This window comes from Streptomyces sp. NPDC050619 (assembly GCF_040654815.1).
GTDB lineage: Bacteria > Actinomycetota > Actinomycetes > Streptomycetales > Streptomycetaceae > Streptomyces.
In genome coordinates this window covers 86,023-100,888 of sequence record NZ_JBFAIR010000037.1, presented here as the reverse complement: position 1 = coordinate 100,888, position 14,866 = coordinate 86,023, and the positions used below count along the sequence as shown (strand labels likewise).

11 protein-coding genes are annotated in these 14,866 nt (G+C 70.7%); 9 read left to right on the top strand and 2 right to left on the bottom strand.

Going from position 1 to position 14,866, the window contains the following annotated elements; genetic code table 11:
* The first annotated feature begins 23 nt into the window (after positions 1 to 23).
* The 6 genes from AB0I77_RS42005 (at position 24) to AB0I77_RS41980 (ending at position 6,173) form a co-directional block, all read left to right on the top strand.
* Positions 24 to 1,271, top strand: a complete 1,248-nt coding sequence (locus AB0I77_RS42005) for a spermidine/putrescine ABC transporter substrate-binding protein (protein WP_363288121.1) — start codon at positions 24 to 26, stop codon at positions 1,269 to 1,271.
* Positions 1,268 to 2,428: an ABC transporter ATP-binding protein gene (locus tag AB0I77_RS42000; protein WP_363288120.1), complete on the top strand. Its 1,161-nt coding sequence runs from the start codon at positions 1,268 to 1,270 to the stop codon at positions 2,426 to 2,428. The genes AB0I77_RS42005 and AB0I77_RS42000 overlap by 4 nt, the downstream gene beginning before the upstream one ends.
* Positions 2,428 to 3,363 carry an ABC transporter permease gene (locus AB0I77_RS41995; RefSeq protein ID WP_363288119.1) on the top strand — a complete coding sequence of 312 codons (936 nt, stop codon included), beginning with the start codon at positions 2,428 to 2,430 and terminating at the stop codon, positions 3,361 to 3,363. The genes AB0I77_RS42000 and AB0I77_RS41995 overlap by 1 nt, the downstream gene beginning before the upstream one ends.
* A complete protein-coding gene (locus tag AB0I77_RS41990) occupies positions 3,364 to 4,164 on the top strand; it encodes an ABC transporter permease (RefSeq protein WP_363288118.1) in 801 nt (266 codons plus the stop codon).
* A gap of 3 nt (positions 4,165 to 4,167) precedes the next feature.
* Positions 4,168 to 5,580, top strand: coding sequence for an FAD-dependent oxidoreductase (locus AB0I77_RS41985; protein ID WP_363288117.1), 1,413 nt, complete (start codon positions 4,168 to 4,170; stop codon positions 5,578 to 5,580).
* Positions 5,581 to 5,720: 140 nt separating this feature from the next.
* Positions 5,721 to 6,173, top strand: a complete 453-nt coding sequence (locus AB0I77_RS41980; protein WP_363288116.1) for a hypothetical protein — start codon at positions 5,721 to 5,723, stop codon at positions 6,171 to 6,173.
* A gap of 105 nt (positions 6,174 to 6,278) precedes the next feature.
* On the opposite strand, the gene AB0I77_RS41975 is transcribed toward AB0I77_RS41980, so the two are convergent.
* Together AB0I77_RS41975 and gabT are read right to left on the bottom strand one after the other, a co-directional pair.
* Positions 6,279 to 7,097: a phosphatase PAP2 family protein gene (locus AB0I77_RS41975; protein WP_363288115.1), complete on the bottom strand. Its 819-nt coding sequence runs from the start codon at positions 7,095 to 7,097 to the stop codon at positions 6,279 to 6,281.
* A gap of 151 nt (positions 7,098 to 7,248) precedes the next feature.
* On the bottom strand, positions 7,249 to 8,583 hold the full coding sequence (gene gabT, locus AB0I77_RS41970; RefSeq protein WP_363288114.1) for a 4-aminobutyrate--2-oxoglutarate transaminase: 1,335 nt from the start codon (positions 8,581 to 8,583) through the stop codon (positions 7,249 to 7,251).
* Between the two features lie 231 nt (positions 8,584 to 8,814).
* On the opposite strand from gabT, the gene AB0I77_RS41965 reads away from it, so the two are divergent.
* The 3 genes from AB0I77_RS41965 to AB0I77_RS41955 all read left to right on the top strand — a co-directional run bounded on the left by AB0I77_RS41965 (position 8,815) and on the right by AB0I77_RS41955 (position 14,755).
* Positions 8,815 to 11,250, top strand: a complete 2,436-nt coding sequence (locus AB0I77_RS41965; RefSeq protein WP_363288113.1) for an ATP/GTP-binding protein — start codon at positions 8,815 to 8,817, stop codon at positions 11,248 to 11,250.
* A gap of 103 nt (positions 11,251 to 11,353) precedes the next feature.
* Positions 11,354 to 13,042 carry a PucR family transcriptional regulator gene (locus AB0I77_RS41960; RefSeq protein WP_363288112.1) on the top strand — a complete coding sequence of 563 codons (1,689 nt, stop codon included), beginning with the start codon at positions 11,354 to 11,356 and terminating at the stop codon, positions 13,040 to 13,042.
* 267 nt (positions 13,043 to 13,309) lie between these two features.
* Positions 13,310 to 14,755 (top strand): aldehyde dehydrogenase family protein, encoded by a 1,446-nt coding sequence (locus tag AB0I77_RS41955; RefSeq protein ID WP_363288111.1) that lies wholly within the window; start codon positions 13,310 to 13,312, stop codon positions 14,753 to 14,755.
* Positions 14,756 to 14,866: the final 111 nt, after the last annotated feature.

The following is a 14,866-nucleotide window of genomic DNA, read 5'->3' as shown; positions in this document are numbered from 1 at the left end:
ACTCCCGAAAGGGCATCACGCGCATGGAGCAGTACGAGCCCGACCGCCTGTCCCCGGCCCGACTGGCCGCCATGCGGCGCAGCTTCAGGAACGGCCGGGCCGCCCTGACCCGCCGGTCCCTGCTGCGCGCCTCCGCGGGCGGCGCGCTCGCCGTCGGCGGTCTCGGGGCGCTGAGCGCCTGCGGCATCCCCGCGGCGGGCAAGACGCAGGGCGGTGTCTCCGCCGACGACCACTCGGCGAAGGAGAAGACCGTCGACTTCTCCAACTGGACCGAGTACATGGACGTCGACGACGGCGGCAAGCGCCACCCCACCCTCGACCAGTTCACCCGGCGGACCGGCATCAAGGTCAAGTACACCGAGGACATCAACGACAACAACGAGTTCTTCGGCAAGATCAAGCCGCAGCTCGCCGCGGGGCAGGACACCGGCCGCGACCTGATCGTCCTCACCGACTGGCTGGCCGCCCGCCTCATCCGCCTGGGCTGGGTCCAGAAACTGGACGCGTCCAATCTGCCGCACGCCTACGCCAACCTGTCGGCGCAGTTCCGCGAACCCGACTGGGACCCGGGCCGCGCCTACTCGTACGTCTGGCAGGGCATCTCGACCGTCATCGCCTACAACAAGAAGGCGCTCGACGGCGTCGAGGTGAAGTCGGTCTCCGACCTGCTCGACAACCCCAAGCTCAAGGGCCGCGTCGGCTTCCTGTCCGAGATGCGCGACAGCATCGGCATGACTCTGCTCGACATGGGCAAGGACCCGGCGACCTTCACCGCCGACGACTACGACGCGGCCATCGCCCGCCTCCAGAAGGCCGTCGACAAGGGGCAGATCCGCCGCTTCACCGGCAACGACTACACCTCCGACCTCACCAGCGGCGACTTCGCCGCCTGCATCGCCTGGGCCGGTGACGTCGTACAGCTCAAGGCGGACAGTCCGGACATCGACTTCCTGATCCCGGACAGCGGCTACATGACGTCGACCGACAACCTGCTGATCCCCAACAAGGCCCGGCACAAGACGAACGCCGAACGGCTCATCGACTTCTACTACGAGCCCGAGCCGGCCGCCGAGCTCGCCGCGTACATCAACTACGTATGTCCCGTCGACGGTGTGAAGCCCGAGCTGGAGAAGATCGACAAGGATGCGGCGAACAACCCGCTGATCATCCCCGACAAGGCCATGGCCGCCAAGTCCCATGCCTTCCGCTCGCTGAGCTCGAAGGAAGACACGGCATTTGAAGAGCAGTTCGCGAAGCTGACTGGGGCGTGACCACCATGACGAACAAGACCGACACCTCCGGCGACGTCCGCCTCTCGGGCATCAGCAAGACCTACGGCTCCTTCACCGCCGTGCATCCGCTGGAACTGACCGTCCCCCAGGGCTCCTTCTTCGCCCTGCTCGGCGCCTCCGGCTGCGGCAAGACCACCACCCTGCGCATGATCGCGGGCCTGGAGGAACCTTCCTCCGGGACGGTCTTCCTCGGCGACCAGGAGGTGACCGACCTCCCGCCCTACAAGCGCCCGGTGAACACGGTCTTCCAGTCCTACGCCCTCTTCCCGCACCTGGACATCTTCGAGAACGTCGCCTTCGGCCTGCGCCGCCGGGGCATCAGGTCGGTGAAGAAGCAGGTCGAGGAGATGCTGGAGCTGGTCCAGCTCGGCGAGCAGGCGCGCAAGAAGCCGCACCAGCTCTCCGGCGGTCAGCAGCAGCGCGTCGCCGTCGCCCGCGCCCTGATCAACCACCCCAGGGTGCTCCTCCTCGACGAGCCCCTCGGCGCCCTCGACCTCAAGCTGCGCCGCCAGATGCAGCTGGAGCTCAAGCGCATCCAGACCGAGGTCGGCATCACCTTCATCCATGTCACGCACGACCAGGAGGAGGCCATGACCATGGCCGACACGGTCGCCGTGATGAACGCGGGCCGCGTCGAACAACTCGGCTCGCCCACCGACCTCTACGAGAACCCGAACACCACGTTCGTCGCGAACTTCCTCGGCACGTCGAACTTCATCGAGGCCGAGGTCGACTCCAAGAGCGGCGACGAGATCGTGCTGAAGGCCGGCGACGGCAAGTTCGTCCTCCCCCAGGCGCGCTGTTCCGCGCCGACGGCGACCGGCGGCAAGGTGCTGGTCGGCGTCCGCCCGGAGAAGGTCTCCCTCACTCATGCCGACGACGCGGGCGAGATCCCGGTGGGCCGCAACCGCATCACCGGCAAGATCGCCGACTCCAGCTTCATCGGCGTTTCCACGCAGTACGTCATCGACAGCCCGGTCTGCCCGGAGTTCGAGGTCTACGCCCAGAACATCGACCGCGACGCCCGGCTCGTGCCCGGCGCCGAGGTCGTCCTGCACTGGAGCCCGGCGCACACCTTCGGTCTCGACGCGGCGCAGGACATCGACGCGGGCACCGATGAAGTGGTGGCTTCCTGATGTCGACGCTCACCGAAGCCGAGGCGCCCCCGCCCCTCGCCCCGCCCGCCCCGGACAAGAAGCCCCCGCGCAGACGCGGCCGTCTCGTCCCGTACTGGCTGCTGCTGCCCGGTCTCCTCTGGCTGATCGTCTTCTTCGCGCTGCCGATGATCTACCAGGCCTCCACGTCCGTGCAGACGGGCTCCCTGGAGGAGGGCTACAAGGTCACCTGGCACTTCGCGACCTACTGGGACGCGCTGAGCGAGTACTGGCCGCAGTTCCTGCGCTCGATCGCCTACGCCGCCGCCGCGACGGTGCTGTGTCTGGTCCTCGGCTACCCGCTCGCGTACCTCATCGCCTTCCGCGCGGGCCGCTGGCGGAACCTGATCATGATCCTGGTCATCGCGCCGTTCTTCACCAGCTTCCTCATCCGCACCCTCGCCTGGAAGACGATCCTCGCGGACGGCGGCCCGGTCGTCGGCGCCCTCAACACCCTGCACGTCCTGGACGTCACCGGCTGGCTCGGCTGGACCTCCGGCGACCGGGTGCTGGCCACGCCACTCGCCGTCGTCTGCGGTCTGACGTACAACTTCCTGCCGTTCATGGTCCTGCCGCTCTACAGCTCCCTGGAGCGCATCGACGGACGCCTCCACGAGGCGGCGGGCGATCTGTACGCGCGGCCGTTGACGACCTTCCGCAAGGTCACCTTCCCGCTGTCGATGCCGGGCGTGGTCTCCGGCACGCTGCTGACCTTCATCCCGGCGGCCGGCGACTACGTGAACGCGGACCTGCTCGGCTCCACGGACACCCGCATGGTCGGAAACGTCATCCAGAGCCAGTTCCTGCGGATCCTCGACTATCCGACAGCTGCGGCACTTTCCTTCATCCTCATGGCCGGGATTCTCGTGATGGTCACGGTCTACATCCGCAAGTCCGGCACGGAGGATCTGGTTTAAATGACCTTCGTCAACTGGCTCAAGCGCCATCTCGTCGTCATCGCGGGACTCCTGACCCTCGGATATCTCCTCCTGCCGAACGTCGTCGTCACGGTGTTCTCCTTCAACAAACCGAAGGGGCGCTTCAACTACGAATGGCAGCAGTTCTCCACGGACGCCTGGCAGGACCCGTGCGGCGTCTCCGACCTGTGCGGCTCGCTGTCGATCAGCCTCCAGATCGCCGTCTGGGCGACGCTCGGCGCCACGATCCTCGGCACGATGATCGCCTTCGCGCTCGTCCGCTACCGCTTCCGCGCGCGGGGCGCCGTCAACTCGCTGATCTTCCTGCCGATGGCGATGCCCGAGGTCGTCATGGCGGCCTCGCTGCTCACCCTGTTCCTCAACATGGGCGCGCAGCTGGGTTTCTGGACGATCCTCATCGCCCACATCATGTTCTGCCTCAGCTTTGTCGTGACGGCCGTCAAGGCACGCGTGATGTCGATGGACCCGAGGCTGGAACAGGCGGCCCAGGACCTCTACGCCGGCCCGTTCCAGACCTTCGTCCGGGTCACCCTGCCGATCGCCGCCCCCGGAATCGCGGCGGGCGCACTGCTCGCCTTCGCGCTCTCCTTCGACGATTTCATCATCACCAATTTCAACGCGGGCTCGACCGTCACCTTCCCCATGTTCGTCTGGGGCTCGGCCCAGCGCGGAACGCCCGTTCAGATCAATGTCATCGGTACGGCCATGTTCCTGATCGCCGTACTGTTCGTCCTGGCGTCGATGGTCATCGGCAATCGCCGCACCAAACAGAAGGCGTGACCGATGCGTCGTGGCAATGACTGGACCAAGTCCCTGTCCGACGCCCAGCCGGTCCCGTACTGGCTGGACGACCCCGGCAAGCCCCACCCCGAGCCCGCGCTCACCGGCGCCGAGACCTGCGACCTGCTGGTCGTCGGCGGCGGCTACAGCGGACTGTGGACCGCGCTCCTCGCCAAGGAGCGCGACCCGGGGCGGGATGTCGTCCTGCTGGAAGGCCGCGAGGTGGGCTGGGCCGCCTCGGGCCGCAACGGCGGCTTCTGCGCCGCCTCCCTCACCCACGGCCTGCCCAACGGCCTCGCCCGCTGGCCGGAGGAGATCCACAAGCTCCAGGAGCTGGGCGCCCGCAACCTCGACGCGATCGAGAAGGCGGTCGCCCGGCACGAGCTCGACTGCGACTTCGAGCGCACCGGCGAGATCGACGTCGCGACCGAGACGTACCAGGCGTGGGAACTGCGCGACTGGTACGAGGAGATGGACCGCCGGGGCCTCGCCGACGGCGTGGAGTTCCTGGACGCCGACGCGGTACGGGAACAAGTCGACTTACCGACATTCCAGGCGGGGCTCCACGACCGCCGCGGCGTAGCCATGCTCAACCCCGCCAAGCTCGCCTGGGGCCTCAAACGCGCCTGCCTCCGCCTCGGCGTCCGCGTCCACGAGCACACCCCCGCGCTCACCCTGAAGCCGTACGGCGCCGGAATGGCCGTACGCACTCCGTACGGCCAGGTCCGCGCCCGCAGGGTCGCGCTCGGCACGAACATCTTCCCGAACCTGGTCAGGCGCGTGCGCGCGTACACGGTCCCGGTCTACGACTACGCGCTGATGACCGAACCGCTGACCGCCGGCCAACTGGCGTCGATCGGCTGGAAGAACAGACAGGGGCTCGGGGACAGCGCCAACCAGTTCCACTATTTCCGCCTGTCCGCGGACAACCGGATCCTGTGGGGCGGCTACGACGCGATCTATCCGTACGGCGGCCTGGTGCGCGCCGAGTACGACGACCGCCCCGAGACGTACGCCAAGCTCGCCGGGCACTTCTTCACCTGCTTCCCGCAGCTGGAGGACGTCCGCTTCACGCACGCGTGGGGCGGCGCGATCGACACCTGCTCACGCTTCTCGGCGTTCTACGGCACCGCGCACCGGGGCAAGGTGGCGTACGCGGCGGGTTACACGGGCCTGGGCGTGGGCGCGACCCGGTTCGGCGCGGATGTGATGCTGGACCTGCTGGCGGGGGAGTCCACGGAGCGCACCTCGCTCGCGATGGTCCGCAGGAAGCCGCTGCCCTTCCCGCCCGAGCCCTTCGCCTGGACCGGCATCGCCCTCACCAAGTGGTCGCTGGCCCGGGCCGACACGCACGGCGGCCGGCGCAACCTGTGGCTGCGGACGATGGACAAGCTGGGGCTGGGCTTCGACAGCTGAGCCGTCGCCCGTGATCCGGTGAACCGCCGCCTGTGAGCCGGTTCACTCCAACGGGGTGCCGAAACCCGCGTAATGCCTGCCAGGGACCTCCCTCTCTCTCGTGACGCGACTCGCGTCCCGACGAAGAAGGAGGTCTCCTCATGGCTGGGTCGAAGACGGCGGTGGAGTGGCTCGCATCCGTGGCACCGGATCCCCAGGCCTGCCGCTGGGAGTGGGAACGCAACCCCCTCGGGGTGGCGCTGCTGCCCGCGGGCAAGGCCTGGGACGTACTGATCCTGCCGGGCGAACTCGGCTACCCCACGCTCGACGTCCTCACCCGCATCCTCGACCAGCCGGGCCCGGTACTGGTCGACTTCGGCGACGCCCGGATGGGCTTCCTGGTGCCGCCGGGGACCGCGGCCCGCTGGCTCGGCACGGGCATCCGTACGGCGGGTGCCGGCACCTGGATCGTGGTGCCGTACCCGGGACGCACGACCGGCGGAGTCCGCTGGCTGGTCCCCCCGGACGGCTCCGGCACCCTCACCGACCCGGGACTGCTCGAACTGGCGATGCACGAGGCGGCGGCGGGGCGGGTGACGGAGGACAACGACTAGGCACATGATCACTGGGCTCTCGTCGGCCGCCCGTGCGGCCGACGCGGACGGCCTCTTCCCGTGGCTCCCCAGCCGATTCAGCGGCTGCTTCGGCTACTTCATCAGCTACTTCGGCTCTTCGGCCGGGCCGGGCGTCCCCCGCCCGAGCAACAGCCACAGCGACGAGAGCAGCACCCCACACAGACACCAACTGGCCACCACGTCCAGTGGCCAGTGGTAGCCGCTGCGGACCAGGCCGAAGGAGACGCCGAGCACGAGGGCGGCGCACCCGCCGAGGAGGATGCGCCGGGCGTACGCCGAGCGCAGCCAGGGCAGGAGGAGCAGGGTCGCGGCGCCGTAGGCGATGGTGGCCGTGGCGGTGTGGCCGGAGGGGTAGTAGCCGGTGCTGGGCGGCATGACCGGGGTGCTCGGGCGGGCTATCAGTTCCTTGAGCGGGACGATCAGCGCCGGGAGGAAGGCCATGAGGAGGGCCGCCGCGGTCGCGGGCAGCCACCAGCGGTCTGCACCAATGCGGCGGGCCCGCCAGGCCGCGTACCCCAGGGCGACGACGAGAACAGGGACCGCGACCTGGACATTGCCCAGGTCGGCCAGGAGTCCGGAGACGCGGTCCGGGTGGACCAGGGCGCGGCTGGCGCGCTCGTCCGCGCGCGCCAGCGGGCCGTCGACGACGACCTGCCAGGTGATCAGCGCGAAGAGAAGGGCCGGAAAGCCGAATAGCCCGAGAAGAAGAAAGGAGGTCGACTGCCCCGGAACAGGGGGGGTAGTTCCGGGGCAGTCGATCGGATCGGATGGTCGCGCGCCCCGGGGGGTTTGGGGCGGGCGACTGTCCGATCGGTGAGGAGATCCGGAGCCGGAGGCCCCGGTTGTGTGCGCGAGGGCACGACCAGGTCGAAGCTGGGGAGGCCCCGGCCTGAAATCACCCACAGTCCCCTGTGGGCGGGGTGTATCTCTCATCTGGAATAGAACCTACGACAGGGGATGGGCGGAAGACAGGCGGAAGGGCGTCCTCCCATCCACCTCGCACACCTTCTTCACACGGTCTGCCGCTCGCGGAATCAGCTGTGCGGTCTGTCGATCAGATGCGCGCGAGGGCCTGCTCGATGATGTCGAGACCCTCGGTCAGCAGAGCCTCGCCGATGACCAGCGGGGGCAGGAAGCGCAGCACGTTGCCGTACGTGCCACAGGTCAGGACCACCAGGCCCTCCTGGTGACAGGCCCTGGCGAGGGCGGTGGTCGCCTCCGGGTCCGGCTCCTTCGTCGTACGGTCCTTGACCAGCTCGATGGCGATCATCGCGCCGCGGCCCCGGACGTCGCCGATGACGTCGAACTTCTCGGCCATGGCGGTCAGGCGGGGCTTCATGACGGCCTCGATGGCCTTGGCCCTGGCGTTGAGGTCCAGCTCCCGCATCGTCTCGATCGCGCCGAGCGCGCCCGCGCAGGCGACCGGGTTGCCGCCGTAGGTGCCGCCGAGGCCGCCCGCGTGCGCGGCGTCCATGATCTCGGCGCGGCCGGTGACGGCGGCGAGCGGCAGACCGCCCGCGATGCCCTTGGCGGTGGTGATCAGGTCGGGGACGATGCCCTCGTCCTCGCAGGCGAACCACTGGCCGGTCCGGCAGAAGCCGGACTGGATCTCGTCGGCGACGAAGACGATGCCGTTGTCCCGCGCGAACTGGGCGAGGGCCGGCAGGAAGCCCTTCGCCGGCTCGATGAAGCCGCCCTCGCCGAGGACCGGCTCGATGATGATCGCGGCCACGTTGTCCGGTCCGACCTGCTTGGCGATCTGGTCGATGGCCTGCGCGGCGGCCTCGGGACCGGCGTTGTCCGGGCCGGTCGGCCAGCGGTAGCCGTAGGCCACCGGCACTCGGTAGACCTCGGGCGCGAACGGGCCGAAGCCGTGCTTGTACGGCATGTTCTTCGAGGTCAGCGCCATCGTGAGGTTGGTGCGCCCGTGGTACCCGTGATCGAACACGACCACGGCCTGCCGCTTGGTGTACGCCCGGGCGATCTTGACGGCGTTCTCGACGGCCTCGGCGCCCGAGTTGAACAGGGCCGACTTCTTGGCGTGGTCGCCCGGGGTCAGCTCGGCGAGCGCCTCGGCGACCTCCACGTAGCTCTCGTACGGCGTGATCATGAAGCAGGTGTGGGTGAAGTCGGCGAGCTGCGCGGAGGCCCGGCGTACGACGGCCTCGGCGGAGGCGCCGACGCTCGTCACCGCGATGCCGGAGCCGAAGTCGATGAGGCGGTTGCCGTCGACGTCCTCGATGATCCCGCCGCCCGCGCGCGCGGTGAACACGGGCAGCACGGAACCCACCCCCTGCGCGACCGCGGCGACGCGGCGGGCTTGCAGCTCCTGCGACTTCGGGCCGGGGATGGCGGTGACGACGCGGCGCTCCTGCGGAAGTGCGGTCATGAGGGGCTCCTGGGGTGTCGCGGACGCTTGCCTTCGCTCTCTTTCTCGCAGGCTAGGGCGGGGAGCGGAGGGCGGGCATGCTCCATGTGGGCGGTGTCGGAGGTGCCGGTTGTCCGCGGTGGACATGGCGGAGTGGAGCGGGCTCGGCCGCGTAAGCGGTGAACTCCCCAGGCGGGGGCGTTAGATTGACGGCTGATGGTGGACGGAACGGCTGGTCAAGGGGCGAGGGCGATGGACAGCGACGGGACGAGGGACACGCGGGGTACGCATGCGAACCCTGTGCCACGTCCGGCGGGACCTCCTCAGGTTCCGGCGATGCCGCCGCGGCCGCCTGCGGCCCCGGGGGTTCCGCAGGAGGCCGCGCAGGTCAGGCGGTCAGCCGTCGCCGAGTGGCTCGACGAGGACCGTCCGGCCGCCCGGCCCGGCATCTGGCGTTTCGGGTACCGCATGCCGAAGGCCGCGCGGGCGTCGGAGCGGCTCGCGACGATCACGGTCGTCGGGATGCTGATCCCGCTGGTGGTGGCGCTCGTGGTGTGGTCCTTCTGGCGGCAGGGCGTCATCCCGTACCAGTTCGCGCCTCTGCGGCTGGTGACCCCGGATGACTGGTGGTACGGCGGCACGATCGCCTCGCCCAAGGAGTTCGAGGGGCAGCCGGTGGTATGGCCAGGGCGATACGCCCTGGTGGTCAACGACGGTGTCTTCTTCGCTCTGCTTGTCTCGGCCGTCAGCCGACTGGGCGGCTGGCCTGCGGTTGTCCGCCACGTCATCGGCCGCCGGCCGCAGCCCGCGCGGGCCCTGCTCGCCCTCCTGTGCGCCTTGGCCGCGCTGAGCCTCGTGTTCCCCGAAGCCTTCCCGGGCATCGGCTGGAACCCGCTGCCGGTCATCGACCCGCTCATGTCCCTCATCATCCTGATTTCCGGCGGCTACGAGGTGTTCGCTGGTGGCCGGCTCGAGGACACGCTGGACGTGGTCGTCACACTGCTGGTGGTGTGGCCGTTCGCCCGGGTCGGCGGCTGGTGGCCGTACGCCAAGGAACGACTCGCCGCCCGCCGCTCGGCGGCGGCCCACAGCACCGCGCCGACGGCCGTCGTGCGGCCGCGCGCCCAGTGGCCCCAGCTACGCGACGCCGGGCAGTACGAGGCGGCCGAGCTCCTGACCGCAGAGGTCGCCGCCGGGCGGATGAACGACGTCGACTGCGCGCGCGTGGCGCGCGTGTGGGACATGGGACCCGCCGACTTCCGGGACACCGTGCTGCGGGAGGGCGGCGCGGCCTGGACCCACCCTTCCGGCGCCCGCGATCTGCCCCGGCGCACCGCCGCGCGCCACGATCTGCTCGCGGGCCAGGTGCGTATCGGCAGCTGGGTGGCCGCAGAACGCGCCCCGGCCGTCTACCGCGACGCGGGCGCCGCGCTCGGTCCGGAGGTGCTGGGCACCTCGCTGCTCGCGGTCGGGCCGTCCGGCTCGGGCAAGACGCGGACCCTCATCGAACCTGTCACCGAGGCGCTGGCCCTGCAGGCCCTCACAGGAGGGTGCGCGGTCGTAGCGGTCTCCGCCGCCGGGAGCCCGCTCGGCACTGACTCCGCGTTCGACGTGATCGTCCGGATCGGCGACCCGTCGTCCGTCCACGACCTCGACCCGTACGCGGAGGCCGACGACCCGGACGAGGCGGCGGCCGTCCTCGCCGAGGCCCTGATGGGTGACCTCGACACCATGCCCGGTCAGAGCCCCGCCACCGCGCTCGCCCAGCTGCTGGGCCCCTATCGGTCCGTGCACGGCCGCTTCCCCTCCCTGCTGGAGCTGCGCGAGCTTCTGGAGGGCGAGCCGACCGCGCTGTCCGCGCTGCGGGAGGCCGTGGCGGGGGACGAGGTCATGCGCCGCGAACTTGATGCGCGCATCCGGCAGACGGGTGCCCCGGGCGATGCGGGCCGCGTCCTCGCCGAACGGCTCGCGCTGCTGAACCGGCCGGCCTTCGCCGAGTTCTTCGGCGGGGGCGGCGCGGCTCGGCCCGCACCCGCGGCGGGCGGCGCGCACCGGGGGTTCTCGCTGCGTGCCATCGCCCACCATCCGCTGCGGGTACGTATCGATCTGCCGGAACGGGGGCACGAGGAGGCCGCCCGGCTGATCACCCGGCTGGTCCTTGCCCAGTTCGACACCGTCGTACAGGAGAGCGGACGCACGCACTTCGCCTGCCTGGTCCTGGACGACGCCACCGGGGCACTCACCGCCGAGTCGGTGCGCCGGATCCAGCGGCTGCGCTCCAAGAACGCAGGCGTGGTGCTCGCGCTGCGCACCATCGGCGACGTCCCCGCACCGCTGCACGGCCCGCTGTACGGGGCCTTCGGCTGCCGGATGGCGTTCTCCGGCCTGACCACGTGGGACGGCAGCCGGTTCGCGCAGACCTGGGGCACCGAGTGGGTGGAGACGACGGAGGTCGCCAAGCACACGGTCTTCGCCGACCAGCCCATGACCCGCGCCATCCACGCTCTGCGCAAGATGGTCACCGGCAAGGCGGTGACCACGGAGGCGGTGACCGTCCGCCAGGTCGAGCGGGAGCGGTGGTCCGCGTCCGAGCTGGCGCACGGGGTGCCGCCGGGGCACGCGGTGCTGTCGCTGACGAACGTGAAGGGGGAGCACGCGCCGCCGTTGCTGGTGGACCTGCGCGGCTGAGGTCACGTGATGACCGTACGGTGAGGCAGAATCGGCACAGGCCGTTCATACTCGGCGGCCAAATGCTCACAAAGATCACGACGGTCACACACCTGAAGGCCCCATGCCTCCCACGCTCGCCTCGCTCGTCCACCACTCCGCGCTGAAGCTCACCGTGCGGGCGGGCGAGGACCGCCTGGACGTCCCCGTCCGCTGGGCGCACGTCAGCGAGCTCGCCGATCCCGTGCCGTACATGGAGGGCGGGGAGCTGCTGCTGATCACCGCGCTGAAGCTGGACGCCGAGGATCCGCAGGCGATGCGGCGCTATGTGAAGCGGCTGGTGGGCGCGGGGGTGGTCGGGCTCGGCTTCGGCGTCGGGGTCAACTACGAGGAGATCCCCGCGGCGCTCGTCGACGCGGCCGAGCAGGAAGGGCTGCCGCTGCTGGAGGTGCCGCGCCGCACGCCCTTCCTCGCCATCAGCAAGGCCGTGTCGGCGGCGATCGCCGCCGACCAGTACCAGGCGGTGACGGCGGGCTTCGCCGCCCAGCGCGAACTGACCAGACAGACGCTGGCGGACGGACCGGAGGGGCTGCTCGCCGCGCTCGCCTCGCACGTGGACGGATGGGCGGCGCTGTACGACGCCTCGGGCGCGGTGGTCGCGACGGCACCGGAGTGGGCGGGACGCCGGGCCGCCCGGTTGACGGCGGACGTCGAACGGCTGCGGGAACGGCCCGCGCCCGCCTCGTCGGTCGTGGGAGGCCCCGAGCACGAGGACCGGGTCGAACTGCACTCGCTCGGCACGGGACGGCGACCGCGGGCGGCGCTGGCTGTCGGGACGGCCGCGGCTCTCGGCACGGCCGAGCGGTACGCCCTCCACTCGGCCATCGCCCTGCTGACGCTCACCACGGAACGCTCGCGGTCCCTGCATGAGGCCGAGCAGCGGATCGGAGCGGCGGTGCTGCGCATGCTGCTGGCCGGCGAGCCGGACCATGCGCGCACGGTGGCCGGGGAGCTGTACGGCGGGTTGCTGGACGCGCCCTTCCGGATGATCGTCGCCGAGTCGGTCTCGGCGTCGGCCGGGCGGACGCACAGGGACGCCCACGCGCGCGTGCCGCTCACCAAGCCGACGGCCGCCACGCTCGCCGCCGCCGACACCAACGGGGATCCGCTCGGGGCGCTGGTCGAGGTCCTGGAGTCGGCGGCGGCCCGGTCCGGTGAGGCCGTGCTGGTGGTGCCGGAGAACGGCGGCGAGGCGGAGCGGCTGGTGGTGCTGGCCGTGGACGGCGGCGCCGCGGTGGCCGCGTGCGGGGAGTATGCGGCGGCGTTGGAGGCGGCGCGGGCCGGCGGTGGCGGTGCGGGCCGGGAGCAGGCCGTCGGCGGTGCCGAGGACGAACTGGTCGTGGGGCTGTCGGCACCGGCCGGTCCGATCGCCGCGGCGGCCGCGTACAAGCAGGCCGAGCAGGCGCTGTCGGTGGCCCGGCGGCGGGGGCGGGTGTTCGTCGAGCACGAGCAGATGGCGGCCGGGTCGGTGCTGCCGCTGCTGGCCGATGACGCGGTGAAGGCGTTCGCGGACGGGTTGCTGCGGGCGCTGCACGAGCATGACGCGAACGGGCGGGGGGATCTGGTGGCCTCGGTGCGGGCGTGGTTGTCGCGGCATGGGCAGTGGGATGCCGCTGCCGCGGATCTTGGGGTGCATCGGCATACGTTGCGGTATCGGATGCGGCGGGTGGAGGAGATTCTCGGGCGGTCGCTGGATGATCCGGATGTGCGGATGGAGTTGTGGCTGGCGTTGAAGGCTACGTCTGGTGGGTAGGTGCGGGGGGTTGGTGCGGGCGTTGCTGGGGGCTCCGCCCCCAGACCCCCGGCCTATGCCCACCCACCACCCGACTCGCTTGGATGAATGGCCAGCCACACAGCCAACCGGGCGGGACCGGTCCAACCCCCACCCTGCCATTCCGGCACACTGCCACGCCCCACCCCTACGACTCGGACAAGCACCCATCACCCGCCCCCGCCCTACCGTGGACCCCGACTCCCAAGACCACAGGAAGGGCCGGACCCCACCATGCCAAAGGAAAATGTGACCCCCGCTCACGCCTTCTGGCTCGCCGGCCGCCAAGCCACCGGCGAGGACACCTTCGACGTCACCTCCCCCTGGGACGACAGCCTCGTCGGCAAGGTCGCCGTGCCGAGCGACGCCCAGATCGAGGAGGCCGTGGCCGCCGCGTACGCCGTCCGCGAGGACTTCGCCGCCACCCCCGCCCACATACGCGCCGCCGCCCTCGACCACGTCAGCAGGCGGCTCGCCGAGCGCACCGAGGAGATCGCCCGGCTGATCTCCGCCGAGAACGGCAAGCCGATCAAGTGGGCCCGGGGTGAAGTCGGCCGCGCCGTCTCCGTGTTCCGGTTCGCCGCCGAAGAGGCCCGCCGCTTCAACGGCGGCGAGGCCCAGCGCCTCGACACCGACGCCGGCGGCCAGGGCCGTCTCGCCCTCACCCGGCGCTTCCCCAAGGGCGTCGTCCTGGGCATCGCGCCCTTCAACTTCCCGCTCAACCTGTGCGCCCACAAGATCGCCCCGGCCATCGCGGCAGGCGTGCCGATCATCCTCAAGCCGGCACCCGCCACCCCCCTCTCCGGCCTTGTCATCGGCGAACTCCTCGCCGAGACCGAGCTCCCCGCCGGGTCGTGGAGCATCCTCCCCGTTCCCAACGACCGCATGGCGGCCCTCGTCCAGGACGCGCGCCTGCCGGTCATCTCCTTCACCGGTTCCGAGAAGGTCGGCTACGCGATCATGGACTCGGTGCCGCGCAAGCACTGCACGCTGGAGCTGGGGGGCAACGGCGCGGCCGTCGTCCTCGGCGACTACGCGAGCGACGAGGACCTCGACCGGGCCGCGACCCGTATCGCCACCTTCTCCAACTACCAGGGCGGGCAGTCCTGCATCTCGGTGCAGCGGGTGATCGCCGACGCCTCCGTCTACGACCGCCTCCTGCCCCGCGTCGTCGCGGCCGTCGAGGCCCAGGTCACCGGCGACCCGGCCGACGACAAGACCGACGTCGGACCGCTGGTCAGCGAGGATGCCGCCAAGCGGGTCGAGGCATGGGTCCAGGAAGCCGTCGACGCCGGGGCGAACCTCCGCACCGGGGGCAAGCGCGACGGTGCCTCCTACGCGCCGACGGTCCTCACCGACGTACCGGCCGACGTCACGATCTCCTGCGAGGAGGTCTTCGGACCCGTCCTCACCGTGGCGAGGGCGGACGGGGAGGCCGCGGCCTTCGCCGCCGTCAACGACTCCAAGTACGGCCTTCAGGCGGGCGTCTTCACGCACGACCTCCAGTCCGCCTTCCGCGCCCACCGTGCCCTGGAGGTAGGCGGTGTCGTCATCGGCGACGTTCCCTCCTACCGCGCCGACCAGATGCCGTACGGCGGCGCCAAGCAGTCCGGCGTGGGCCGCGAGGGCGTGAAGTTCGCGATGGACGACTACACGTACGAGCGGGTGCTGGTACTGACCGGGCTCGCGCTCTGACCTGAACCCCGGCCGCCCCAAGCATCTAGCTCATGGGAACCATTTTCATGTAGGCTCCGCGAAGGGGTCCGGCACCGATGCCTTCCGGTGCCGGGCCCCTTCTCTGCGTCG